Genomic DNA, 25,098 nt, shown 5'->3' with positions numbered 1-25,098 from the left:
ATGGTGCGCCAGGGATTAAATTCCAGGACTTAATGATCTTCCTGATAATTCTTAGTTGACCGTTATATTGGTTTTGTAGAAATTTTCTGTCCATATCTGAATGCCAAAATCAGTATACTAAAAGGTCGTGGGGAAAAAAATTATTTCTTCATTAGCTCTTCAACTAACTGAAGTTTTACAGTTTCCAAAATTCCTTTCGGGTCGTCAACGACTATTTTTCCAAAAATATCCTTTTTAATTGAAGCATTGTTACCATGATTGTCACTTGCCTCGTAATTTCCAAATATATCTTTTCTTACAGAAATACGATTTCCTCTATTATCATCAATTGCTTTGTTCCCTAGGACATCTGTCGTTACCGATGTACGTTTACCATTGCTACTTTGTATACTAAGGTTACCAAGCACATCCTTTGATACAAAGGTACGGTTTCCTTTATTGTCAGAGATTTCCAGATCGCCTAGAACATTTTTGGATATTGTACTGCTGTTTCCATTGTTGTCACGTATTTCTAAACCACCGAAAATATTTTTGGATATAGTCGTTACATTGCCTTTATTGTCATACATCTCTAAGTTGCCATGTATGTTTTTAACGATTGTAGAAGGACTTCTCTCCAGATTAGGAACATCGAAATCACCATTGTTGTTTTTCCGGACTGTGGTCTCATTTCCATCCTCATCTTTTACTATAATATTTCCCAAAAAATCCTCTTTTATTATTGTTTTTGCACCATATTTATCTTTTGCTGTATAATCACCGCCGTAGCTTTTGCTATATTTTACGCTTTTACGCCATTTATCAGAAACGGTAACTTCTCCCCAGGGATCTACTTCAATCTGAATAGAGCTTTTATCTAAACCTTCTAAGATTGCCAGCTTGGCAATGTAATTTTTTACATTACTCGATAGTGTGTCTGATCCTTGTCTAAAACGGTTTTTATCTGATGAAAATTCACCTTTTACGGTAATGCTGGAAAGCAACAGGGCAAAACTAAATAGGATATATATACGTATCATATGACTGTGATTTGATGTTTAATATACGCTTTTTTGATAAGAAAATAATGTGAATGATGTTAACTCATTTAATCCTGGTAGATAAAATCTCAGGCTCTTTCAAAAGTGTATTTTCCCGTCTGTAAAAGGGGATTATTATCTCATAAGTGAAAAATAAGGGCTGTTTATGTGTTTAAATTTCCTATATTTAAGCATCAGAGAAAAGAATTTATAATACGTTAAGAAAAAATGTTTAAGCATTTAAAATACATAGACGGGACATCAGATAAATTTTGGGAAATACAAACAGCTGGTGCGACACATACGGTTACCTATGGTCGAAATGGAACGGCGGGACAAAGTAAAAGTAAAACCTTCGATTCGGAGGAAGCCTGTCTAAAGGATGCCGAAAAACTAATTGCGGAGAAGACTAAAAAAGGCTATTCTGGAGATGGTACAGTAGATGCTGATAGCAAGGAAAAAGGATCAGCTGTTCGACCGCCAACGGCTGCCAGCCAGCGAAAAGAAGAGGCGATAGCAGCACTGAAGTTGCTTATCAAAGAGGCGAGGATGGTAGATATCATCCCTTTTCTGGAGGAATATTCCAGTGGCAACCTTGAAATTTTAAAAAAAGAAATTCGTGCAGCCAAGCGATATTGGGTTGATTACAGTGATCTCTCCAAAGACCCTGAATTTAAAAATAAGGCACAGTACAACTGGGGGACACGAGGCACGAAGGAGCAACAGCGTACAGTAAAATTACTAGCGCTCGCCACATTTTCGGGCTCGGATGCCGGTAATTGGGATATTTTTTATGAACTTTTGAACCAGGCCCGGAGTAAGGAGGTGATACAGATCCTTGCCTATGCCAAGCCCAAATGGCTGGGCGTATATTTATTACAGTTAGTTCGTAAAAATGAGTGGCAGCAGATTAAATACGACAATCTCCGTTTTTTGGAGCAAATGGGACATGTTGATTTTGAACCAGAGCTTTATGCAAGTTCAATTTCTAGTTTTAATAATTATGAATCAAAAAGTTTTTTTGAGCTTCTGACGACAGATGAATTGACGGTCCAACGGGATATCCCTTTGGTATTTGCTTATGAAACGGGCATTCACAGCACGTATTGGAATTATAATTATCAGAATACGGTCAATGAACTGTTATGGGATAAGGTGTTTGATACCTTGTTGGAAAACGGAAAAATTGATCCGGAACTCATCATCACTGGAGCGCTTGAAGCTCAAACCAAAAATTGGAATAATAATCTAAAAAGCTATTTCAGAAAGCTTATTGAACGGATGAAGCTTTCCGAGAATACAGTGATTGAACATCAGCAACAGTTCTTTCCCTTATTGCATGCTGAACATAGCGCTGTGATCAATTTTGTGGTCGATTATCTAAAACCATTCTTCTCGCATCGTGATTTCCAGTTCCGGGAATTTTTAGATTGGGCCGAACCGATCTTTATGCGGACTGATATTAAGACAAGTCTTAAAACTCTTTTGATTCAATTTGATAAGCTATTGAAACAAAAACCGGAATGGCGGGAGCGATTTGTTTCGCTAGCGTCGGATATCTTTATGATCTCGGATTTGCAGTTACAGGAAAGGGCGGCGAAGTTCATCTTAAAAAATCAGACGGAGCCTTCAGAAGAACTATCCGGTAAGCTTCAGTTATATAAAGCCCAAATGATGGGTACAGTGGCTGTTGACCTGAAGCATCTTTTACAAGAAGATGGATATTCTGAAGATGAAATCCTAGCAGAACTGAATGGTCAATCTTTAGCGCAATATAGTTATCAGCCAACAGAAGTTCGTTGCCTGAACGAAGCTTATGAATACCCACAGACCTGGAACGAATTATTTTTCAAGGTGGGGGAGGTAATCGGTGGTTCTGACCCCATTCAGGTGGAGATCTTAATGAATGCATGGGTGCAACAAACGGCTGTTTTTCCAGAAGACTATCAGATACAGCTGGAACCTTATATTAAACAACTGACAGGAGCCTATCGTGAATCTTCCTGGTACAATCATTTCTCAGGGACCTTCATTAATATGTATTATAAACCCAATGTCGTATATAAAGATAAGGATCGGTATCATAATTATTCTAAATGGGTAAGTCTGATGGGAAGCCAACTGGAGCTGTTGCAACACTATCGCATAAATGGCATTCGTCTGCCTTTATTGAGTTTGCCGACACATAAGCCATTTTGGATTGCACCGAGCGTTCTCGTTGAGCGTATTTTGGCTTATCAGGAAGCAGGAGTGAAGATCAATTTATTGGATTTGTCCATAGCCCTGAGCCGTACTGTCCGTGAAGATTTAGAAAGAATTGAAGCCCTGATAAAACAAATAAAGGAACAGCAGGTACAGGATGTGATCAGCTATGCCCTGGGGCTGGAACCGATGAAGGTTCAGCAGCAATCTTGGCTTAAAAATTTATTGTCTTCCAAAGATTCCGATCCGGTCAATTGGATTGGTGTATGGGCTACAGTGGCGCGCACGCATCATCGGGATACCCATTTTGAAGAATTTGCTAAGGAGCCTTTAGCGGATATTCCTTTTGCGGCACAGCCATTCCGTCCGGCATTGAAAATAGAACCAACCTATTATAACGGTTATAACTATACAACTAGAAAATCGGAACAGGTGTATAACGGTGATAAGCTGACCTATCATTTCCCGTCTTACAAACAGGGAGCTGAGGCCTTTTTGTATCACAAAGATATTTTTAACCGTGGGAACGATACTTTACTGTCTTATTATTTGTACAGGGCGGATGTCCCCTATATGCATAGTTTGATGCCGCAGAATACGGAAAGTCTTTCCATGTTTTTAACGATGGGGCTGAATAGTAAAAGTGATATTGGGGGAAAATCTTCTGCTGCTTACCTACAGGAGATGCTGTACGACTTTTTCCGTTTTGATCAGCAGTCCAATCTATACCTGGCAACTTCACTCTTCAATAAAGAGAAAGAGGTGCGTGCGATGGCTGTTGAAGTCATTCTGGCTGCAGTTAATGAAAATAGATTAGACACTACTGTATTAGGTGAACAATTGGGAATGCTGCTGAGCAATGGTTATGGCCCGATCGGTCGTTGTGTTGAAGTGCTGGAACAATGCCGCGATATATCTTCGAAGCATAACAATGCCTTATTGCAGCTATTGGATGTGGCTTTTGCGCATTATAACATTGCTGAAAAAATGCCGACCAATTTTAAGAAAATCATCGAATATTATTACGATTTGATGAACAAGGAGCAATATCATTTTCCAGATGATCTTCAGCAGATTTTTGGGAAACTGGAAATATATAAGAGTTTACAACCTATTTTGAAAAAAATAAGAAAATAAGAAAATAATAATATGGCAGAGCAAGATTTAGCGATTAGCTATGCAAGAAATTCACAACTGACCCAGCAATCGGGCATACAGCAATTGGTATTGGCACATCAGTCGGAATTGGCAGAAGTCGCCAATGTACCTTGTTTCTTTTGGGGGAGTTTGACGGATCCTTTACTGACATCCAAATGTTTGTTGACCTTGTCGAAAGTAGTGCGGTCGAGTTTCGGCCCCGTACCTCCGAGTTTGCGGGATCCTATCGTTTCAGCTGGTACCAATCAGATTCGTTTTGAGGGCTTCTCTTCCTGCAATGGTGTTTATGCACGCCTAGATTTATTGGAAGATGCTATTGATGGTGAGTTTATTACGAGTGGTACAACCAATGTGGATTTTAATGAACCTATGCTCAATGCGTTAAACGCTGTCAAGAAAACCGAAAAGATGGTGTTGGGAGTAGGAAGCAATGAGGTTGCCATTAGTACTGATAAGGCCAAAGTGACTGAAAAGAAAGTGACTTTGCCCCCGCGTTGGATCAAAGGGCTGACTTCGGTTCAGTTATATTTGGCGGGAATGGAGCTACAGTTTGAATTAAATAAAATTCAGCTTATCCAATTATTTCAGGGTATTCCAAAAGGGAATGTGAAAGGAGAATTCTATTTGACGAAAAGAGCTAACCGATTTGTGTTTTCCCCTATAAGTACAGGTGATGCGGTACGTATTGGTGGTATACAGCGATTACGTTTATTGGAGGGATTGCTGACCTACGCAGATAAGTTGCTTGTTTATCAGGAAAAAGGAGGTGAAAGTGCGGCTTTTGTTGCTGACTTTGGTAAAATGAGACTGACTCTTGCCTTGTCACCAGATAGTTATCGCGGATTTTCGGGCGAAGGTAATGTATTGGAAAATATGATTAAGGCCGTTCCGGATGAATGGATTCATGCCGTCAACGGACTACTCAAATCCAACGAGTTATTTGATCCAACAATGCTTTCAATTGAGCACGATGTCGACTTTGACACGATGGACACCTTATCAGCATCATTATCTTCCATCGGGTTGCTGGGCTATGATCTACATAGCCATCAGCACTATTATAGACGATTGCCGTTTAAGATGGAACGTATCTTGGCATTGAACCCGAGGCTAAAAAATGCTAAAAAACTTGTTGCGACAGCAGGTGTACAATTTGTTAAGAATACAACGGATTATATCGAAGCTAGAGTTGATGGATCAGGGGTGCAACATACCGTCATTATACGAGGCGACAAGCATCAATGTACCTGCAATTGGTTTACCAATCATCAGGGAAAAAGAGGGCTATGTAAACATATACTAGCCGTCAAGATGTTGAATGGTTAACCTGTTTGTTGCTTCATACGTTGCTTGCTGTGAAGTATGAAGTAACAAAATATTATAGTGGTCAAATATTTAAAAGCAAAGCGATAGGAGATTTGATCGGTTCTGTGTTGAACTAGTCTAAGATCTCCTCGTATGTCAATGTGTTTTTACTCTTTGATACACGGATAGTTATAAATGTCGGAGCGATGCCTTTGCCATTGGGACGGTACATGGAATAAATATAGGAATCATTGTCGTGATAATTAGCCCTTAGCGTGTCACCTTCATATCTGTCTACCGCAGTGGTATGAACTTCTATTCTTTCATCCATTTTGTCACTCCAGCTTCGTTGATCAATAAAAGATTGTTTGTCTTTTTCGGTGATTGATAGTTTAAAATGATGTGTGTAATCTCTTAAGCCGCCACTTTGATTGGAAATAATTTTAAAATCATCGTTTAGCGTGATATGGTATTCGCTGAGTAATTTTCTTGCATCAGATTTAGAGAATAATAGATCATCAAATAGCAAGTATAGTGTGAATATAAGAAAAGACAAGATTAAAACAATCGAGACGATAGTTCCCAATTTTTTACGGCCAGACTTTTTTAGGATCCAATATATTAAATAGATGAATAGGCCTGGGATGCAAAACCATATCAAAAAAATTAGAGCGTATAGTATATACATTTGTTAATCGTTATAATCCTAAAACTCCTAATCCACTAATAATGTCTAAGTAGATTTGCGGTATATGTACATTCCCAATATTTTTACGGGTGACATCGGTAATACCAGCATGCGAAATGCCCGGGAAAGCGTGTATATACTTAAAGTTGGCACCCCAAACTGCGCTTTTCAATGGGACCATCCCATCATTTTTACCTATCAGTCGCGTCAGGTATTTAAAACTCAATGCATATAACAAATCATCCTGTGGCTTATTCATTGTCGAAGCAAAGCTCTGATAAAATACATTGTCCATATTTGGGTTGAGCTGGTTGAAAATACGCATTTCTTTTACACTGAGATCTTGGATTAGTTCGACTGGGGCGGGAGATTGACCACCAAATAAGAAAGAAATATGTTGAATCAGTTTTTTTGTGACAGAATCCCCGGATAAATGCTTTTCCATTAGATAATCTGCTATTGGTGTTCCTAAGTGTGGCGTGGATATTGTGCTTAAGGAGGCCACCATTTGATGTCCGTTTAGCGTTGAAATAAAATGGCGCGCGTCTATCCCACCTTTAGAATGCGCGATGAGATTAAATTTAGTGGCACCTGTTTTTTCTGCAAGATCTAACAGATTTCTTTTCAGCATCTGCGCATTGTTAGCGACGGTGCCCCATCCATCGGTCTTGCCATAAAAAAATGAGATATTGTTTTTTTTGAAGGTTTTGGGAATCCTGCCCCAAAACAAACTACTATCTCCTGCAGCTGTACCATGGATCAATATGATGGGATATCTTAATTTAAAGGCAGTCATTGGCTTTTTTTACAAATTTTCATCCATCCAATAGATTTTGCAAATCAGCTTTATCACCTTTATAAACAAGGAAAAAATCACTTGGATTTTTAGCAAGGAGTTGAAATATGTTTTTTCTTAGTCCTTGAAGAGAATATGTGCCACATAATTTAGTCATGTTTTAACCCTATTTCCATACCCATTTTTCATCAATAATATAACCGATCTTCGGAAAATCGGCCAATTCTTTCAATCTGCCGATGAGTACATTTTTATTTTCTATTTTTTTTTTATTTTGGTGCTAATACATATCTTCTTCATCAATAAAATTAAAACCAGTATTGATCAGTAGCTGAAGATACTCATCGAAACTATCCGCTATGACACGAAACTCATCAGGGTCATGCACAAAACGTACTATTTGCCCTCTTTTACCTTTTTCTGAAGGACTGAAATCCACAAATAATTGAGAAGTGCCACCATTGTTCATACAGTCTGAAAAATGAAGCCATTTTAAGTTAGCTGATTTATCAGTAATCTTGCTATCAATTTCCACGTGGTCATATTTCCGATCGATATAGTCAGCATAATAGGTATGTGCAATAGATTGATTTTCGATCATCTCTTTGGAAGAAAGCAGATAATAGGGATATTCATTGACGTCAGATCCTAGAAAGTAGAACGCAATTTCTTCGTTGGCGTAGGTTCTCCAGTAAGTCCCATCTACATACTCAAGCAGGTCTACGAGTGGCTGAGGGACATCTGGAAATATCTCCTTGAGCTGCTCCATGTCTGTTTTGCTTGCACCATGTTTAATCTGCTCAAAATGATTCCAGGTTTCTTTACCACCATTACTATAGTATGCTTTCTTTAAACCAGATAAATAATTGTCTACTATTTTCATTTGCTTTTCTTCTTGTCGGTGAAGTTAGCCAAACTTTATGATAGAATAAAAAAGTAAATTGTAGTGTATTTTCCTTTTCTGTCTGCTTTTTTATAACGAACCTAAAATTTTAAAATCTCGGAGAAGAACTAGAAAAAGATTGTTGCGAAAAGTTAAAAATGTTTTGTTAATAATTCATTTAATGGTTAATTTAATGAAAATTTTCATTATGAAATCTAATCGCCTATTTATTTTCCTTGTTGTTTTTCTAACAACGATAGCTACTCCTGTGTTTAGTCAACAAAATTTTAACTTTTCATTTGATCAACCGATTACAAATCCCTGGTTCAAGATTGGTGATACGACGGCTTTTAAGAGTGGTATAGATCACGATACGTATTATAGTGCAAAAGGAGCGCTTCGGATTGAAAGTATAAAGAAGAACAGCGCTTTCGGAGGGATTATGATGTGGTTACCATCAAATTTAAAGGGCGATTCCATTGAAGTGTCTGCGATGATCAAGCGTGAGAATATCGTCGCGGGGTCCTATGTGTCGATGATGTTACGGATCGATCCCAAAGTCTTTTTCGACAATATGGCAGACTGCCAAATGAATGGGACAAAAAACTGGGAAAATATTAAGCTGAAAACTAAATTGGTGCCAAACCAGACAGAAGGAATATCCATTGCATTTTTTCTTTCTGGAGAAGGTAAGATGTGGGTTGATGATGTGCTCATTGCTGTAGATGGTAAGGATATTACCAAAGAAGTAGGAATGTTTGTGCCATTTGCGAAAGGGATCAGTGAACCCGCAAGTTCGGGGATCTCTGATTTTAATACTACGCCCGAGATTGATCAACGCTTAGTGGATTTGGGGAGAATATGGGGTTTCCTGAAATATAGACATCCCGCTGTAGCACAAGGCAAGTACGATTGGGATCAACAGTTATTTAAGTCTATGAATACTGTTATTATGGCAAAAGATAATAAATCTGTCGAGTCACATTATGCAACCCTGTTAGATAGTCTCGGTACTACGGCTAATTATGCCAAGCCACAGCTTGAAAATGTGGTTCATGAAGTAGATTACAGCTGGATTGATGGTCTTTCTTTTAACAATGATATCAAGAATAAATTAAGACGTATTCGCTACAGTAATTTTGATCAACACCATTATTTTGGTTTTGCTGGAGGTGCTGGCAATGTTCTTTTCAAGAATGAAAAAAAATATGAAAATGTATTTTCTGCAGATGCGGGGTTTCGTTTATTGGCGCTCTTTCGCTTTTGGAATATGATCGAATATTTTTCCCCCTATAAACATCTGACGGATCCGAAATGGGATGCTGTTTTAAAGACCGCTGTGCCCGAAATGATCCTTAGTCGGGATGATCGTTCTTATGGTCTTTCACTTCTTAAGATGGTATCCCAGGTTAAAGATGCACATACCGGACTCTGGAGCATGCCTAAAGGGCTGATAAATTATTATGGCAAGTACCGTATGCCGGTAGAGATCCGAATGATAGAAGGAAAAGCTGTGGTAACTAAAGTTTTCGATAGTGAGAAATCAGGAGATAAACTTAGCATAGGGGATGTGCTCATCAGTAAGGAACATAAAAAGATTGAAGAGATTAGAGATTCGCTTTGGGCTTATATGAGTACACCGAATGAAGCTGTGGCCAACCGTGATCTGGCGCGAAAGCTTGTGACAAGCAATAGCGAGATTGTGCCCTGTGAGTTACTGCGTGATGGTCAGTCGATTAAAGTAGATATTGCTGCGCTACCTTCTAGCCAAATTAAACCTGCTACAAGAGATACGGTACCTTTTAAGATGCTGGACAATAATATTTTGTATATCAATCACAGTTTACTGCGTGGTAAGATGATCACAGAAAATATGGCAGACTGGAGCAAGGTAAAAGGTATTGTGATTGATGACCGCAATTACCCCGGTGATTTTTTAGTATTCAAGCTTGGTCCCTTGTTGTTGACCAAGCCTACTGATTTCGTTCGTTTTACCAGCACCAGTCTAAAATATCCCGGAACATTTGTCATGAGCAGCCCATTACAAGTTGGGGAGAATGCCAATGATTGTTATCAGGGTGAAGTGGCTATTCTGGTCAATGAAGATACCCAAAGTTCTGCGGAATATCATGTGATGGCTTATCAGGCAGCTGCTAATGTCAAGGTTTTCGGATCACAGACAGCCGGTGCAGATGGCAATGTCAGTTATATTGATTTACCGGGCAATCAAAGGACAATGCTTTCGGGATTGGGTGTATATTATCCAGATCAGCGTGAAACCCAACGTGTCGGTATTAAAATTGATGAGATTGTCAAACCGAGTATAAAGGGGATTCGTGAAGGTAGGGATGAGGTGATGGAAAAAGCATTGGATTATTTAAATAAATGAGTTTGGTCTTATGATCGATGGTTGTGAAGGTGTGAGGACTTAAAATCGGATACCATAACGTGATGTATTTTAAAATAAATACTAATATATTTAGTATTTTAATGAAGTTTAGCTATGTTTGTATTGTTCACGTACAAAAGTAGTACCAATTAAACAAATCATTATGTTGTCCGATCAGACTTTAGTATCCGATATAAAGACGATTATTGCGCAGTCTAAAGAACATGCTATTCGTGCTGTCGACCATCAGCGCACGTTGATGTACTGGCACATCGGCAAGCGTATTTTTGAACAGGAACAAGAAGGTAAGGATAGGGCTGATTATGGAAAATACATCATCAAATATCTTTCAGAGGAGCTGCAACCTGAGTTCGGTAGTGGTTTTTCCGCTAGACAGTTGAATTGGTACCGCCAGTTTTATCGCACCTTTCCAATTGTGTCTACACTGTGGACACAATTGAGTTGGAGTCAATACAAGCTACTTTTAAGTCTTAATAGCGAGGAACAGCGAGAATTTTATGTCGCCGAAACCATAAAGAATAACTGGACTGTCCGACAGCTTGAGCGGCAGATCAATACCAGTCTATATGAACGCCTATTATTGAGTAACGATAAAGAAAGTGTGTTGGCTGTTGCAAAAAGAGAAAAGATGCCGTCCGATGCGAAAGAGATCATCAAAGATCCAATGGTACTCGAGTTTTTAGGTTTGAAGTGGGAGAGTGCGTATTATGAAAAAGATCTTGAAGGCGCTATTATCACCCATCTGCAGGAGTTTTTGCTGGAATTAGGGAATGGCTTTTCCTTTGTTGCCCGCCAAAAACGTATACATATTGAAGGCGATGAGTTCTTTGTTGATTTAGTTTTTTACAATCGTCTATTGCAAAGCTTTGTGATTATTGAAATCAAGACACACAAATTAACGCATCAGGATATAGGTCAATTGCAAATGTATGTCAATTACTACGATCGTATTGAAAAGCTCCCACATGAGCATCCCACGATTGGTATTTTACTTTGCGCAAGTAAAAATGATGCGGTCGTGAAATTTACCCTTCCTGAAGAACAAAAACAGATCGTTGCCAGTCAATACGAACTTTATTTGCCTACCGAAAAGCAGTTGCTGGATGAGGTAAATAAAGAACTGGATAGTTATGTAAGCAAAGGTGGAGTTGGGTAAATCATGAGATTTTACACTATCCTACTGCATCTTCAAAAGTTGGCCTTTGACGTGTTCCTGCTATGACATCCCGCACAATGGATGAAATATTTTTACTTATTTTGTCATCGGATGCTTGCTAATTTAATTGCCTTTTCAATTGTCGTTAGTGCTTCCGTATCTTTAGGAGCGATGAGCACTATTATTTGCAACCCGAGAAAAAAGAAGTAACCGCGAAAAATATGCCGATTTGCTAGATTTTCGGTTGAATATTGATTGAAAATTTTACTGGTATCTTCTGCTTTTTTCTGTAAGATTTCGAGCCTTGCTGGTTTTTTTAATTTTATTTTTCAAACATAGAATATTTTGTACATTTGTATCGAATAAAATCGAAATAGAAATGGCAGAAACTGTACAACCAAGAGCTCCAAAGACAACTGATAATAATGCGAATCAAACTCATTACTACAAAACATTGGTAGTAGCTATCGCTTTAGGTTTAATAGGCACATTTATCCGTTTTGTACCGGATGTATGTACTGCAATGGGACAACAAACATTCTTGTTTTCCGCGATAGCAAATATCTCATTGATTATAGGTACGCTTATCGCATTTAAAACTGTTTTCGGTATTTTGGGATTTGGAAAAAATCGTGACTAATTAAAAGTCATTTAAGATATTGTTAGAGGCTGTCTCATAATTGGGTCAGCCTTTTTTATGGTCGCTTACAAGATAAAAACTTCTCAAGCTAAGAGGTCTTTTATTGGTCGTCAAATAAGCCAACCTATATAAGTTTTAACTTCCTCCTCCATCTAGAATTCACTTACTTCTCGATCTATCCAGTAGAAACTGTTTGATTATCGAAAGAACGACTCTGTGCCTAACTAATTAGCTAAAAGCTTTCTTAAATTAGGTTACTATTATCCTCAGCCTTCTGTACACGTTAAATTAATATAGCCTAGTTCTTTATAAAATAACGTAATCCAACTCTAATAAGTAAAAAAAATTATTAAATACTTTTTTTATTATAAATTTTATTATTAATTTAGCTTCACTATAAATCTAAAGACTGACTAAATTATATCCATGCGTTTAATCATATGCCTTTTATGTGCTGTTGGCACAATGTTGGCCAAAGGACAAGAGCTTTATACTTTACAGTCTACTCATCTTTCTGAAGTAGATTCCGGCTACGTCTATATACCAAAGATGAAGCCAGGCAACCGTGTCTTACCTGTTGTGTATGTGCTACATAGTCATGGGGCAAATTATAAAAGTCTTTCAAAATTTGTCGATTTTCAGGCATTGAGCGATCAATATGGCTTTGTGGTGGTATGCCCTGACGGTCTTCGGACGAGCTGGTTTTTAGACAGTCCACAAAAAGACGGAGCACAATTTGGTCGGTTCTTGACAGGGGAATTAATGCCTTACATACAGGGCAAATATCATACGGATCGGGACAACTCATTTATTACTGGTGTGAGTATGGGGGGGCATGGTGCACTTTGGCTCTTTTTTAACTATCCATCATTTTTTAAAAGTGCTGGTAGCAGTTCGGGAGTTGTCAATCTGAGACATTCGGCTTTCAAGAAGACAAGTCTAGCCCAACATTTAGGTCAATACAGCGATCAAAATCCATTGTTCGATCGTTTTAGTGTCATCCATAATGTCCATAAGATCGCTGGGAGTAAAAAGACATTTATTTTTGATTGTGGTACTGAAGATTATCTATATGGGGCCAATAATTCCCTTCGGGATAGTTGTGATGTACTCAAGATCAAAGCCACTTATATTGCGCAGCCCGGCGCACATACCTCTGGCTACTGGGCCAAAACTATTCCGGTTCATTTCGCTTATTTTAATCATCTGATCCATTAATCGATAACCTATATGTTTTATTCACCTTATACTGATCCTTTAGTGCGACGACAAAATAGTATATCTCTGGTTTTTACGCCGGTATTTGGCGCGTATTTTTCAAATTATTTACTGCAATTAACTTCATATGAATTGGTTTAAATCTTTTTTTTCTATTTTATTGATTTCTGTCACACTCTCCTCGCAGGGGCAGGCTGTTGCTTCATACGATGTCTTGATTGTAGGAGGTGGCGCAAGTGGTGTTTCTGCGGCTTTGCAAGCTGCCCGTTTGGGAAGTAAGGTCCTTGTGGTGGAAGAGACAAGCTGGTTGGGTGGTATGCTCACTGCTGCTGGGGTCTCCGCTATTGATGGTAACCATCGTATGCCTTCGGGAATATGGGGCGAATTTAGGGCAGAACTTTATGCCTATTATGGTGGTCCAAAGGCAGTGGAAACAGGATGGGTAAGCAATACGCTATTTGAGCCTTCGGTCGGTAATCGCTTGCTAAAAAAGATGGTTGGAGCCGAAAAAAATATTGCCGTTTGGTATAAAAGTACCCTTTTAGACCTGAAAAAACAGGCTAAAGGCTGGACTGTTGCCATTGAACAGGAAGGAAAAAAGAAAACCGTAAACGCTTCTATTTTAGTCGATGCGACGGAATTGGGGGATCTCTTGCCGCGTGCGGGTGTTGCTTACAGCATCGGTATGGATAGCCGCTACGATACGAAAGAAGAATTTGCTCCCGAAAAGGCCAATTCAATAATTCAAGACCTTACTTATGTCGCTATTCTGAAAGACTATGGTGCTGATCCAAAGAGATTGCTAAAGAAACCTCAAGGTTATGATCCTAAAGAGTTTGAACATGCCTGTGATGTTAAAGATCCTGCTTCACACAGCAATACACCTATCATCAATTGTGATCAAATGATTACCTATGGCAAATTGCCGAATGGAAAATACATGATAAACTGGCCTAAAGACGGAAATGATATCTACTTGAATATTATCGAAATGTCGCCAAAGGCGAGGGCGGTGGAATTGCAAAAGGCGAAAGATCATACCTTACGTTTTGTATATCATCTTCAAAATCAGCTGGGTTTTAAAAACTTGGGGCTTGCCGATGATGAATATGATACGGCCGATAAACTTCCCTTTATTGCTTATCATCGCGAGTCTAGACGTGCTAAGGGCTTGGTACAGCTTACATTGCCTTATGTGCAGAGTCCTTATCAGCAGGAGCTGCCTTTGTACCGCACAGGTGGGATAGTAGGCGATTATACCATCGATCATCATCACCTGAAGAACCTGGATGCACCCAAAATCGATTTTGTTAAGATTCGGGTACCATCTTACAATGTGCCCCTTGGAAGTTTGATTCCTGAGAAAATAACGGATTTTATTGTTGCTGAAAAAAGCATCAGTGTGAGCAATATTGTGGCTGGGGCCACCCGCCTTCAGCCAGTTGTATTGGGTATTGGTCAAGCTGCTGGAGTACTGGCAGCGCTGTCTGCAAAACAAGCTGTTACTCCCAAAGATCTTTCATTAAGGGAGGTACAGCAAGTACTTTTGGACAATCATTCCTATCTCATGCCCTTTATCGATGTTGATCCAAAAGATAGCCGTTTTCAGGCAATCCAACGTATTGGAGCAACTGGGATTCTTAAAGGAAAAGGGGTGCCGTACAAATGGGCCAATCAGACTTGGTTCTATCCCGAACACCGCATAAGCGAAGTAGACCTGATCGATGGTATGCGTAGTTATTATCCATCGGCCGATAAAGTCGCTGGCTCGGGTGCCGATGTCACAGCAGAATTTTTTGCGGCTCTATTGCTCCAAGTCGATCCCACTTTGAATAAAGATAAAATCTGGTCCGTCATTGCAGTAAAAGAAAATCAAGTGTTAACAAGGGCTCAAGTGGCGGTTGTGTTGGATCATATCCTAAAGCCGTTTGAACGGCCAGTGGATTTTACCGGCCAATTTATAGCAACAAAAAATTGATTTCCGAACGTATAGAAAAACGAGATGATACCAATTTTACCAAATTCCACAGCGACTCCACAGCAGCGAAACGATAGTTTGGATGCTCTGCGGGGAATTGCCATCCTTTTAATGGTGCTTTCATCGAGCATTTCATTTGGAAACCTTCCTGCTTGGATGTACCATGCACAGGTGCCACCGCCCAAACATGTATTTGATCCCAGTATAGCAGGTATAACCTGGGTAGATCTGGTTTTTCCGATTTTCCTTTTTACAATGGGGGCGGCCATCCCATTAGCTATGCGGAAAAAAGTGGCTAACCTAAACGCTTTGCCTATCGTGGGTACAATTTTTAAGCGTTTTGTTGCCTTATTCTTTTTTGCATTATTTTCTTTTTATATGCGCGCTTGGGTTATGAGTGGAGAGCCTGCTGCGTCGCAGTATCTCTTGTCAATCGTGGGGTTTGTCCTGCTCTTTGCACTCTATGCCGATTTAAAGTCCTATTTGTCGATGCAGACCGCGAGACTTGTTCACGTAGCGGCCCTGTTGCTATCTATAGGGATGCTATATCTGCTGTATGCACAAACGGATAGATTTACCCTCCAGAAGACAGATATTATTATTCTGGTACTGGCCAATATGGCTTTGTTTGGAACACTGTGGTGGTGGCTGACGGCGAAATCCATCTGGTTACGTATGGCGATTTTACCATTTATTATGGGCGTTTTTTTGGGAGCCAAAGAAGTCGGTAGTATCAACGAATTTATCTACAAACTCAGCCCTGCGACTTGGCTTTATCAATTTTATTACCTCAAATACCTCTTTATTATCCTTCCGGCTACAGTTGTCGGCGAGTGGATTATTGCTGATACGTCGTTGGCCGACAAACCCAGGATGCAGCGGTCTCAACTGGTGTTACAAGGCTTGCTCTGTGCCTTTCTAATTGGGCTGAATGTCTTCAATCTCTATATGCGTTATCTGGATATCAATATCGGACTTACCCTGATGTTGATCTTTTCACTATGCTTCTGTTCAGGTGTTTTTCGGAAGAGCGAAGTACTGACACTACAGGCAAAAATGGCTGTGCTCGGAAGCTATCTGCTTTTTTTAGGACTGATCTTCGAAGCGTATGAGGGGGGAATAAAAAAGGATTATTCCACATACAGCTATTATTTTGTCTGTACGGGCTTAGCCTGTTATGCGCTAACAATGCTGTGTTGTATCGAGAAACTTGCTTTTGGAAAACCTCTGTTTCGAGGTATAGCACTGGTTGGTAAAAATCCGATGGTCGCCTATACCGCAGGAAATCTATTGTTGATCCCACTATTGGCGCTTACGGGACTACAGAGCGCTCTTGATCAAATGGGGGCACAGGGTGTTTTTGGGGGAGTGATGCGAGGTGTATTATTCACCGGAATCGTGGCGCTGTTGACGGTCGTGAGCAGCCGGTTAAAATTTTATTGGAAGTCATAAAATGAATGAATTATTAGAACAAACGGTGGAGCTTCGCAAAGGGCGTAAGGCACTTCCGCCTATTTTTTGGATCTCCACAACATGGTTTGCCATGGGGCTACCTTTTGTTGCCCTTTCGGGTGCGAGCTCCATTATGTATAAAAATTTGGGGGTATCGGACGCACAGATTGCTTTTTGGACCTCATTGATTATGCTACCCTGGACAATAAAACCCTTATGGGGGCCTTTTTTGGAGCTATATAAGACCAAGAAATTTTTTGTCTATACCACGCAGATACTCACGGGGCTACTCTTTGGTCTGCTTGGTCTTACGCTGCAGTTGGATCATTTCTTTAGCTTCTCCATTGCCTTATTGACACTGATAGCATTCAGTGGTTCCACACATGATACCGCAGCCGACGGGGTATATTTGAATGAACTGAATGCAAAACAACAGGCAAAATATGTCGGCTGGCAAGGTGCCTTCTATAATGTGGCTAAAGTGTTTTCTGGCGGCGTACTCGTTTATTTGGCGGGGCAATTGGAACAGGAAATCGGCATTAAATCCGCGTGGATGGTGGTGATGTTTGCTTATGGATTTATTATGTTGGGGATTGGATTGTACAGCATACGTGCTTTACCTGCTCACGATGAAGCACCCAAATCCACTTCTTTAAAGGAGGGAATGGATACGCTTAAAGACGTTATCATAACTTTCTTTCAGAAAAAGAATATTTGGTTTAGTTTGCTTTTTATTGTCTTTTATCGTTTTGCTGAAGGGCAGGCCATTAAGATCACCCCATTATTTTTTAAAGCGCAACGCACCGAAGGTGGGCTTGGCCTGAGTACTTCGGAAATTGGATTGCTTTATGGTGTATTTGGTGCCATAGCTTTTGTGTTGGGGTCGATTGTCGCAGGGCACTTTGTATCCAAAAAGGGCTTAGACCGGAGGACACTTATGATCCTTTGTGCCTTTTTTAATATTCCATTTGTAGCTTATGCATTTCTTGCGATCACATTGCCGACAAACCTTTATCTCATAGCGACTGCTGTCGCCATCGAGTACTTTGGATATGGTTTTGGCTTTATCGGAATTATTCTCTTTATCATGCAAAATATTGCCCCAGGTAAATATAAGATGGCACACTACGCTTTCGGAAGTGGACTTGTTAATCTGGGATTTATGATTCCTTCGATGATCAGCGGCTGGCTGAGTGATCATTTGGGCTATAAAGAATTTTTTATCTGGGTGTTGATTTCTACTATTCCAGCCTTTTTGGTTTCCTGGTGGGTGCCATTGCGAAAACCCGAAAAAGAACAGACCGACGAAAATAATTAATGCATATGAACATACTTTCTTATAGGAACTGGAAGGCCTTATTGTTGCCTTTTTTTTTACCGGCATTGACTTTAGCGCAATCAAAAGGCATTGATTCTACGTTTGATAATCAGCATTATCGCGCAAGGCTTGAGTTTTTTAAAGCGATGCCCAACCAGAAGGACGAAATCGTTTTCCTTGGCAATAGCATTACCGAAGGTGGAAAATGGCAAGAAATCCTCCAGCGGAAGCATGTGATCAATCGTGGGATTAGCGGTGATGTGACTTATGGTATTTTAGCACGACTAGACGAGATATTAGCGTCCAGACCACGAAAAATATTTCTGCTCTGTGGGGTGAACGACATGAAAAGAGGAATACCGCTTTCCATTATTTCAACGAATATAGAAAGGATAATAAAGCAGGTTAAAAAGCAGTCGCCAAATACAGCGCTTTTTGTGCAGGGACTTCTACCTGTGAATGAATCTTTACTGCCAAAAATCTATGAAGAGGTTCGGAATGAAAAGATAGTGCTACTGAACAATGCTTTGAAAGAATTGTGTACGGCACAACAAGTTCGTTTTGTAGACTTACAGCCGATATTGGTAGATGGTAAAGGGGAACTAAAAGCTGAGCTAACAATTGATGGCTTACATCTGAAACAAGCCACCTATTTAATTTGGGCCAATTATTTAAAACAGCAAAAACTATTATGAGATCATTGGAATTTTTTAAGGTGTATCGTATTTTCCAAGGTTGCTTCCTCATTGGAATATGTCTGTCGGTATTTTCCCAGTCCCTCTCAGCTCAGGAGACTAAAATAGATAGCAGTTATGCCAACTGGTATTATCAACAACGAATGGCCTATTTCGAACAAAGTCCAACAATTAAAGGAGCAATCGTGTTTTTGGGAAATAGTATTACTGAACGGGCAGAATGGCAGGAATTGCTTGCGGATTCAAGATATCCCGTACTGAACAGGGGGATAGGCGGAGATAATTCGTTTGGGATTCTTGCGCGTATAGATGAGGTGTTGCGCGGACGTCCGCGGGCAATTTTTCTGATGGATGGCATTAATGACCAATTCCGAAAGCTTCCGCAGGAAGTGTCGGTCAATAACTACAAGCGTATCATTAAACGAATAAAAAAGATCTCACCAAAGACCCTTATCTATCTTCAGAGTGCTTTACCGATCAATGAAGAACTAACAAAAGAGCCTTATACAAAGGGTAGAAATGTGTTGGTTCCGATCTTAAATGAAAAACTAAGACAGCTTGCAGCAGATGAAAATATCCCATTTGTCGACCTCTGCCCACTTTTTCAGGACAATGAGGGAAAACTTAACGCAATTTACTCAGCTGATGGTGTCCATCTGATACCCAGTGCCTATATAAAATGGGTACAATTATTAAAAGAAAAGAAATATTTATGAGAATTACAGGGACATTTATTGACGAGATTTCCCACGATATTCCGCACCAGAATTGGGGTCCGGAAGAGTGGGATCGGGATTTTGCGTATATGAAGGCAATTGGTATAGACACTGTTATTATGATTCGCAGTGGCTATCGTAAATTTATAACCTATCCATCGGCTTATCTGATGGATAAATATGGCTGTTTTAAACCATCGTTGGATCTTGTAGAGCTTTATCTGCAGCTTGCAGACAAGTATGAGATGAAATTCTATTTTGGACTTTATGACAGCGGTATTTATTGGGAGACAGGAGATCTGAGTCAAGAAATCGATGCCAATCAATATGTAATTGAAGAGGTTTGGGCTAAATATGGACATTATAAAAGCTTCGGTGGATGGTATATTAGTACGGAAATCAGCCGTAAAACGAAAGGGGCTGTTCATGCTTTTCGTACACTTGGGTTACAGTGCAAGGCAGTCAGTGGCGGCTTGCCAACATTTATATCGCCGTGGATTGATGGAAAAAAAGCTGTGCTTGCCGCTTCTCCCGAGCTTAGTAAAGCCGATGCAGTTTCGGTATTGGAACATGAACGGGAATGGGGCGAAATTTTTGAAGGTATACAAGGAGCTGTCGACGCAGTGGCCTTTCAGGATGGACACATTGATTACGATGAGCTTCCCGATTTCTTTGAGGTCAATAAGAAATTGGCTGATAAATATGGTATGGCCTGTTGGACGAATGCCGAATCTTTTGACCGGGATATGCCGATCAAATTCTTGCCGATCAAGTTTGATAAACTAAGGCTAAAACTTGAGGCTGCAGCAAAGGCGGGTTATGATAAGGCTATTACTTTCGAATTTTCTCACTTTATGAGTCCACAATCCGCTTATTTACAGGCAGGACACCTTTACAATCGGTACCGGGAACATGTACTGAACCACAATTGGTGATAGGGATCGTGTGTTTACAGCACGCGAAATGACGACAAAAGCAATCTCGAAGAAGTCAGAGAACAAGAAATAGCATTATTGATAAGAGTAGGCCAGAGATTTTAAATGGCCTTTAAAGAGCAAATTCATTTATATATGAATCATTATAGTACAATTTATAAAGACGAATTATTTAATCATATTCTTCCTTTCTGGACGGAGCATTCGCTTGATAGGGAGTATGGTGGCTATTTTACCTGTCTGGATAGAAGAGGTGGAGTTTTTGACACGGATAAGTTTATGTGGCTGCAGGGGCGGCAAGTTTGGCTCTTTTCGAGTATTTACAACAAAATTGAAACACGGTCATCTTGGTTGGATATTGCAGTTCATGGTGCCAGCTTTATGGAAAAACATGGACGTGACGAAGAGGGGAACTGGTATTTTTCACTTGATCGACAAGGGAAGGCACTTGTGCAGCCCTACAATATTTTTTCCGATTGCTTTGCTGCCATGGGATTTGGTGCCCTGTATACAGCAACTCAGGAGCAGCGTTACGCGGAAATTGCGCAAGATACCTTTCATAATATATTGAAACGTCGAACACATACCAAGGGCATATACGATAAGGCTGTTCCAGGGACACGTCCATCAAAGAATTTTGCTTTGCCTATGATCTTGAGCAATCTCTCCATCGAACTAGAGCATTTATTGGAACCTAACCTGGTGCAGGGATTGATCGAGGATATCGTGGTCGAGGTAATGGATGTATTTTATAAAGAGGAGCAGGGGCTTGTCTTTGAAAATGTAAGTCCCAATGGTTCATTGCTGGATAGTTTTGAAGGAAGGTTGCTCAATCCGGGACATGCGATAGAGGCCATGTGGTTTATGATGGATCTGGGAGAAAGATTGCAGCGACCAGCGTTGATTGAAAAAGCCATGCGTATTGGTCTTCGTATGTTGGAGCATGGATGGGATGAGAAATATGGTGGTATATTCTACTTTATGGATGCGCAGGGTAAACCAACCCAGCAGTTGGAATGGGACCAGAAGTTATGGTGGGTGCACTGTGAAACACTGGTATGTATGGCGAAAGCTTGGGTACTGACGGGTAATCAAGAGGCTAAACGTTGGTTTGAACGGGTTCATGAATATACCTGGACGCATTTTAGGGACCCCGAACATGGCGAATGGTTTGGCTACCTCAATCGAAGAGGTGAGGTATTACTCGATCTCAAAGGCGGAAAATGGAAGGGATGCTTTCATGTGCCTCGTGCCTTATGGAAGGTATATGAGGTGTTTGAAAAAGCAAAAATAATCGTGTAACTTAACTGGTATGGATGCTCTCAATGGAATAAATGCGTTGACCTTAGTTTTCGCAGCGATATTGATCTTTGCGATCGCGTATCGTTTTTATGGCTTGCTTCTAGCAAATAAGCTGCTCAGGTTGAATGGAAGTCGTCAGACACCGGCGGTGGAGTTTGCTGATGGACATGATTATGTGAAAACCGATAAAAAAGTGTTGTTTGGCCATCATTTCGCGGCGATAGCTGCGGCAGGACCACTAGTTGGTCCAGTTCTCGCGGCACAGTTTGGTTATCTGCCGGGCGCTCTGTGGATATTAATTGGTTGTGTATTAGGTGGCGGTGTGCACGATATGGTCGTGCTTTTCGCTTCTGTACGACATAAAGGAGAAAGTTTGGCAACCATTGCCTCCAAGGAGGTCAGTAAACCTATTGGCGCTATTGCTGGTATTGCCGTACTTTTCATTTTGATCCTAACGTTGGCCGGATTATCGCTGGCCTGTATTAGTGCGATGCACGAGGCACCATGGTCTTTATTTACGATTGTACTGACAATGCCCATTGCTATTTTAATGGGCTTGATGATGCGCTATCGGGAGGGCTCGGTGACCTTGGCGAGTATCATTGGCGGTATCTTGCTTATTGCAGGTATTATAGCTGGTCATCACCTGATGCAGCTTCCAACTTTTCACGCACTTTTCAACTGGGATGTGAAAACGATCTCTATCGGTATCGCTGTATATGGTTTCTTCGCTTCAGTATTGCCCATCTGGCTATTATTGGTTCCGAGAGATTACCTTTCGACCTATCTCAAAATAGGTACAATTATTATGCTGACGGTAGGGATATTTTTTGTTGCACCAACAATTCAGATGCCCGCCTTGACCTCATTTATCCATGGTGGCGGACCCGTAATTTCAGGACCTGTATTGCCCTTTATCTTTATTGTGATAGCCTGTGGAGCCATATCGGGATTTCACGCTATTATCGCAACCGGGACAACACCCAAAATGATCGGTAATGAACGCGAGATCTTGTTTGTGGGGTATGGCGCCATGCTTGTTGAAGGCTTTGTAGCCTTGATGGCATTGATTGCAGCTTGTACGTTGATGCCTGGTGATTATTTTGCAATCAATACGCCGGTAGCCGATTATGCACAGTTTCTAGCGCAGCACCCCCATCTTTCAGCTGTGGATTTACCACATTTTATAGACAGAATAGGTGTAGATCTGCACGGTAGGACGGGCGGAGCAGTGTCGTTGGCTGTAGGGATGGCTCATATCTTCGATAAGGTTCCTTTTATGAACGATATAATGGCCTATTGGTATAATTTCGCGATTATGTTTGAAGCTGTGTTTATCCTTACGGCAATTGATGCAGGTACCCGGGTGGGACGCTTTTTCCTACAGGAAATGCTTGGAACCGTTTTTCCTAAATTTAGTGATAAAAACTGGAAACCGGGTGTATGGATTTGCAGTGCCCTGTTTACGTTTTCCTGGGGATATTTGGTTTATACCGGTAACGTAAGTAGCATTTGGCCATTATTTGGTATTAGCAATCAGCTCTTGGCAGCCTGTGGTCTGATTGTATGTACAACAATGCTCATCCGGATGAATAGGCGAAAATATGTCTTGTTTGCAGCCGTTCCCGGTGTCTTTATGGCCGTGATTACATTTTGGGCCGGCTATCTTCAGGTGGTACAAGGATATGTGCCCAAAGGACAGTACCTACTGGCGGGCTTGGCTGTAGCAGCGATGTCATTGATGGCGATTGTATTTATCGGAACGTTTAAGAAGTGGATACACCTTGCACAAAGGAAAGAGCAGGTGAAAGATCAATATGGAGAGGTTGTGAAGGAAATTGTGGAAAGATAAAGTAGCGTGGATTTCACTGAAATCCACGCCTTATGTCTTAATCGATAATAGAAAGCAGACGGTCCCGAATGAGAAGGCAGGCTCCAAAGGCGGCAAGTTTTTCTCCATTATTTGAATAAGCAAGTTTGGTGTCCTTGTTGACAATGGATAATGAAAACTTATTGACTGCATTTTTCAGCGGTAACATCAGGTATTCCTCACTCTTGGCTAAAATACCACCTACGATGATGATTTCTGGATTGAAAATATTGATCAATGTAGCAAGCCCACGACCTAATTTTTCCCCAAGTTCATTGATCAACTCAATGGCGAGATTGTCATCTTTTTTTGCAGCAGTGATAATATCGCTGAGCCGAATATCTTCCAGATCATTGAATTTTTTTGTTAGGATGCTCGTTGCGCCATTTTGCAGTGCTGCTATTACACGGTTTCTAAGTGCAAAACCAGATGCTTCCGTTTCGAGGCAACCCTTTTTTCCGCAGCGACAGATGATATCGTTGTCAAAAATGGGAATATGTCCAAATTCACCCGAGAAACCCGATTTCCCATAATAGATCTTTCCGTTGATTAAAATACCCAATCCGATACCGTTGTCCACATTGACAAAGAGTGCATCTTTCTCGTCCTTTAAAATTCCGCTGGAAAATTCGCCATAAGCAAGCGCCTTACTGTCGTTTTCAAGATAGGTGCGCAATTGCAGCTCCTGTTCGAAATATTTCGATAAAGGATCTTCATAAAAATTAAAATAACTGTAGGAATAACCTGTTCGATAGTTGATACGGCCAGAAAGATTGATACCTACACCCAATATTTTATCCTTTTGAATCTGATGTGTGGCAATAAACTGATTGATCTCCCGGCATATATTCTGGAGTGATTCCTGATTATTCTCCAAACGATGTGGAATTTCCTCCTGGCTGGCAATAATGTCTTTTTTCATATTCATGACCACGATACTGAGATGATCATGGCTCACCTGAACACCAACAAAAAATGCTGCATTTGGAAGTAGTCCGTAGGAATTCGGTTTTCTACCAATTCCCGAAGTCGATTTTCCATTGTCCTGTACCAATGCGTCTTCGATGAGTTCATTGATGCATTCGTTAATCTTGGGAATGCTAATGTTGAATTCCTTGCTCAACTCAGGAATTGTCGAGGGACCTTTGGTCGCAAAAAAGGTTAAAATTTCCTTTTTAAGTAAAATGTTTTTATACGCTACACCGCTATAGCTCGCATCATGTAAGTCACTCAAAAATTTTATACCCATAACTTTGTTACGTTAACTTCAGGGTAAATATAGTAAATATCTCATCATCGCAAATTAAGTTTATGTTTTTTTTTCTTTAGTCTGTTTGAATTAATAAAAAAAATTAGA

At 40.3% G+C, this 25,098-nt stretch carries 19 protein-coding genes; 14 read left to right on the top strand and 5 right to left on the bottom strand.

Annotated features, from left to right (window positions below; genetic code table 11):
• Positions 1-140: 140 nt before the first annotated feature.
• Positions 141-1,019 (bottom strand): hypothetical protein, encoded by an 879-nt coding sequence (locus LC454_RS22180; RefSeq protein WP_223584639.1) that lies wholly within the window; start codon positions 1,017-1,019, stop codon positions 141-143.
• A 228-nt stretch (positions 1,020-1,247) separates the two neighbouring features.
• Here LC454_RS22180 and LC454_RS22175 point away from each other — a divergent pair, with 228 nt between their 5' ends.
• Together LC454_RS22175 and LC454_RS22170 are read left to right on the top strand one after the other, a co-directional pair.
• Positions 1,248-4,358: a DUF6493 family protein gene (locus tag LC454_RS22175; RefSeq protein ID WP_223584638.1), complete on the top strand. Its 3,111-nt coding sequence runs from the start codon at positions 1,248-1,250 to the stop codon at positions 4,356-4,358.
• 12 nt (positions 4,359-4,370) lie between these two features.
• Complete coding sequence (locus LC454_RS22170; protein WP_223584637.1) at positions 4,371-5,705, top strand: SWIM zinc finger family protein; 1,335 nt, start codon at positions 4,371-4,373, stop codon at positions 5,703-5,705.
• Between the two features lie 112 nt (positions 5,706-5,817).
• Here the strand turns inward: LC454_RS22170 and LC454_RS22165 are convergent, their stop codons facing one another.
• The 3 genes from LC454_RS22165 to LC454_RS22155 form a co-directional block, all read right to left on the bottom strand.
• Positions 5,818-6,240, bottom strand: a complete 423-nt coding sequence (locus LC454_RS22165) for a hypothetical protein (protein WP_223584636.1) — start codon at positions 6,238-6,240, stop codon at positions 5,818-5,820.
• 142 nt (positions 6,241-6,382) lie between these two features.
• Positions 6,383-7,168: an esterase/lipase family protein gene (locus LC454_RS22160; protein ID WP_223584635.1), complete on the bottom strand. Its 786-nt coding sequence runs from the start codon at positions 7,166-7,168 to the stop codon at positions 6,383-6,385.
• Positions 7,169-7,448: 280 nt separating this feature from the next.
• Entirely contained in the window at positions 7,449-8,051 is a 603-nt protein-coding gene (locus tag LC454_RS22155) for an SMI1/KNR4 family protein (protein ID WP_223584634.1), read from the bottom strand.
• Between the two features lie 208 nt (positions 8,052-8,259).
• Here LC454_RS22155 and LC454_RS22150 point away from each other — a divergent pair, with 208 nt between their 5' ends.
• The 12 genes from LC454_RS22150 (at position 8,260) to LC454_RS22095 (ending at position 23,723) form a co-directional block, all read left to right on the top strand.
• The gene (locus tag LC454_RS22150) at positions 8,260-10,440 is read left to right on the top strand and encodes a S41 family peptidase (protein WP_223584633.1); all 2,181 of its coding nucleotides are present in this window, start codon (positions 8,260-8,262) and stop codon (positions 10,438-10,440) included.
• Between the two features lie 163 nt (positions 10,441-10,603).
• A complete protein-coding gene (locus tag LC454_RS22145) occupies positions 10,604-11,617 on the top strand; it encodes a YhcG family protein (RefSeq protein ID WP_223584632.1) in 1,014 nt (337 codons plus the stop codon).
• 379 nt (positions 11,618-11,996) lie between these two features.
• Positions 11,997-12,257, top strand: coding sequence for a hypothetical protein (locus LC454_RS22140; protein ID WP_077438329.1), 261 nt, complete (start codon positions 11,997-11,999; stop codon positions 12,255-12,257).
• A 426-nt stretch (positions 12,258-12,683) separates the two neighbouring features.
• Positions 12,684-13,475 (top strand): alpha/beta hydrolase, encoded by a 792-nt coding sequence (locus tag LC454_RS22135; RefSeq protein WP_223584631.1) that lies wholly within the window; start codon positions 12,684-12,686, stop codon positions 13,473-13,475.
• Between the two features lie 127 nt (positions 13,476-13,602).
• Positions 13,603-15,453, top strand: coding sequence for an FAD-dependent oxidoreductase (locus tag LC454_RS22130; protein WP_223584630.1), 1,851 nt, complete (start codon positions 13,603-13,605; stop codon positions 15,451-15,453).
• Positions 15,454-15,477: 24 nt separating this feature from the next.
• The gene (locus tag LC454_RS22125; RefSeq protein ID WP_223584629.1) at positions 15,478-16,905 is read left to right on the top strand and encodes a DUF5009 domain-containing protein; all 1,428 of its coding nucleotides are present in this window, start codon (positions 15,478-15,480) and stop codon (positions 16,903-16,905) included.
• Position 16,906: 1 nt separating this feature from the next.
• Entirely contained in the window at positions 16,907-18,223 is a 1,317-nt protein-coding gene (locus LC454_RS22120) for an MFS transporter (RefSeq protein ID WP_223584628.1), read from the top strand.
• Positions 18,224-18,228: 5 nt separating this feature from the next.
• Entirely contained in the window at positions 18,229-18,918 is a 690-nt protein-coding gene (locus LC454_RS22115) for a GDSL-type esterase/lipase family protein (RefSeq protein ID WP_223584627.1), read from the top strand.
• Complete coding sequence (locus LC454_RS22110; protein WP_223584626.1) at positions 18,915-19,634, top strand: GDSL-type esterase/lipase family protein; 720 nt, start codon at positions 18,915-18,917, stop codon at positions 19,632-19,634. The genes LC454_RS22115 and LC454_RS22110 overlap by 4 nt, the downstream gene beginning before the upstream one ends.
• Positions 19,631-20,569 carry a DUF4434 domain-containing protein gene (locus LC454_RS22105; protein WP_223584625.1) on the top strand — a complete coding sequence of 313 codons (939 nt, stop codon included), beginning with the start codon at positions 19,631-19,633 and terminating at the stop codon, positions 20,567-20,569. Before LC454_RS22110 ends, LC454_RS22105 begins: the two co-directional genes overlap by 4 nt.
• Positions 20,570-20,704: 135 nt before the next feature.
• A complete protein-coding gene (locus LC454_RS22100) occupies positions 20,705-21,871 on the top strand; it encodes an AGE family epimerase/isomerase (RefSeq protein ID WP_223584624.1) in 1,167 nt (388 codons plus the stop codon).
• Between the two features lie 10 nt (positions 21,872-21,881).
• Positions 21,882-23,723: a carbon starvation protein A gene (locus LC454_RS22095; protein ID WP_223584623.1), complete on the top strand. Its 1,842-nt coding sequence runs from the start codon at positions 21,882-21,884 to the stop codon at positions 23,721-23,723.
• A gap of 37 nt (positions 23,724-23,760) precedes the next feature.
• On the opposite strand, the gene LC454_RS22090 is transcribed toward LC454_RS22095, so the two are convergent.
• Positions 23,761-24,990, bottom strand: coding sequence for an ROK family protein (locus LC454_RS22090; RefSeq protein WP_182331128.1), 1,230 nt, complete (start codon positions 24,988-24,990; stop codon positions 23,761-23,763).
• Positions 24,991-25,098: the final 108 nt, after the last annotated feature.

Source organism: Sphingobacterium sp. GVS05A (assembly GCF_019969845.1).
Lineage (GTDB): Bacteria > Bacteroidota > Bacteroidia > Sphingobacteriales > Sphingobacteriaceae > Sphingobacterium.
The sequence above is the reverse complement of the archived record's forward strand: the minus strand, read 5'-3'. Positions and strand labels throughout refer to the sequence as shown.

Bases quoted from the DNA above. Each gene is read 5' to 3' on its own strand.
- LC454_RS22130 (WP_223584630.1), top strand. From the start codon at position 13,603: ATGAATTGGTTTAAATCTTTTTTTTCTATTTTATTGATTTCTGTCACA.
- LC454_RS22125 (WP_223584629.1), top strand. From the start codon at position 15,478: ATGATACCAATTTTACCAAATTCCACAGCGACTCCACAGCAGCGAAAC.
- LC454_RS22115 (WP_223584627.1), top strand. From the start codon at position 18,229: ATGAACATACTTTCTTATAGGAACTGGAAGGCCTTATTGTTGCCTTTT.
- LC454_RS22160 (WP_223584635.1), bottom strand. From the start codon at position 7,168: ATGACTGCCTTTAAATTAAGATATCCCATCATATTGATCCATGGTACA.
- LC454_RS22150 (WP_223584633.1), top strand. From the start codon at position 8,260: ATGAAATCTAATCGCCTATTTATTTTCCTTGTTGTTTTTCTAACAACG.
- LC454_RS22105 (WP_223584625.1), top strand. From the start codon at position 19,631: ATGAGAATTACAGGGACATTTATTGACGAGATTTCCCACGATATTCCG.
- LC454_RS22120 (WP_223584628.1), top strand. From the start codon at position 16,907: ATGAATGAATTATTAGAACAAACGGTGGAGCTTCGCAAAGGGCGTAAG.
- LC454_RS22110 (WP_223584626.1), top strand. From the start codon at position 18,915: ATGAGATCATTGGAATTTTTTAAGGTGTATCGTATTTTCCAAGGTTGC.
- LC454_RS22155 (WP_223584634.1), bottom strand. From the start codon at position 8,051: ATGAAAATAGTAGACAATTATTTATCTGGTTTAAAGAAAGCATACTAT.
- LC454_RS22170 (WP_223584637.1), top strand. From the start codon at position 4,371: ATGGCAGAGCAAGATTTAGCGATTAGCTATGCAAGAAATTCACAACTG.
- LC454_RS22095 (WP_223584623.1), top strand. From the start codon at position 21,882: ATGGATGCTCTCAATGGAATAAATGCGTTGACCTTAGTTTTCGCAGCG.
- LC454_RS22090 (WP_182331128.1), bottom strand. From the start codon at position 24,990: ATGGGTATAAAATTTTTGAGTGACTTACATGATGCGAGCTATAGCGGT.
- LC454_RS22140 (WP_077438329.1), top strand. From the start codon at position 11,997: ATGGCAGAAACTGTACAACCAAGAGCTCCAAAGACAACTGATAATAAT.
- LC454_RS22175 (WP_223584638.1), top strand. From the start codon at position 1,248: ATGTTTAAGCATTTAAAATACATAGACGGGACATCAGATAAATTTTGG.
- LC454_RS22180 (WP_223584639.1), bottom strand. From the start codon at position 1,019: ATGATACGTATATATATCCTATTTAGTTTTGCCCTGTTGCTTTCCAGC.
- LC454_RS22100 (WP_223584624.1), top strand. From the start codon at position 20,705: ATGAATCATTATAGTACAATTTATAAAGACGAATTATTTAATCATATT.
- LC454_RS22145 (WP_223584632.1), top strand. From the start codon at position 10,604: ATGTTGTCCGATCAGACTTTAGTATCCGATATAAAGACGATTATTGCG.
- LC454_RS22135 (WP_223584631.1), top strand. From the start codon at position 12,684: ATGCGTTTAATCATATGCCTTTTATGTGCTGTTGGCACAATGTTGGCC.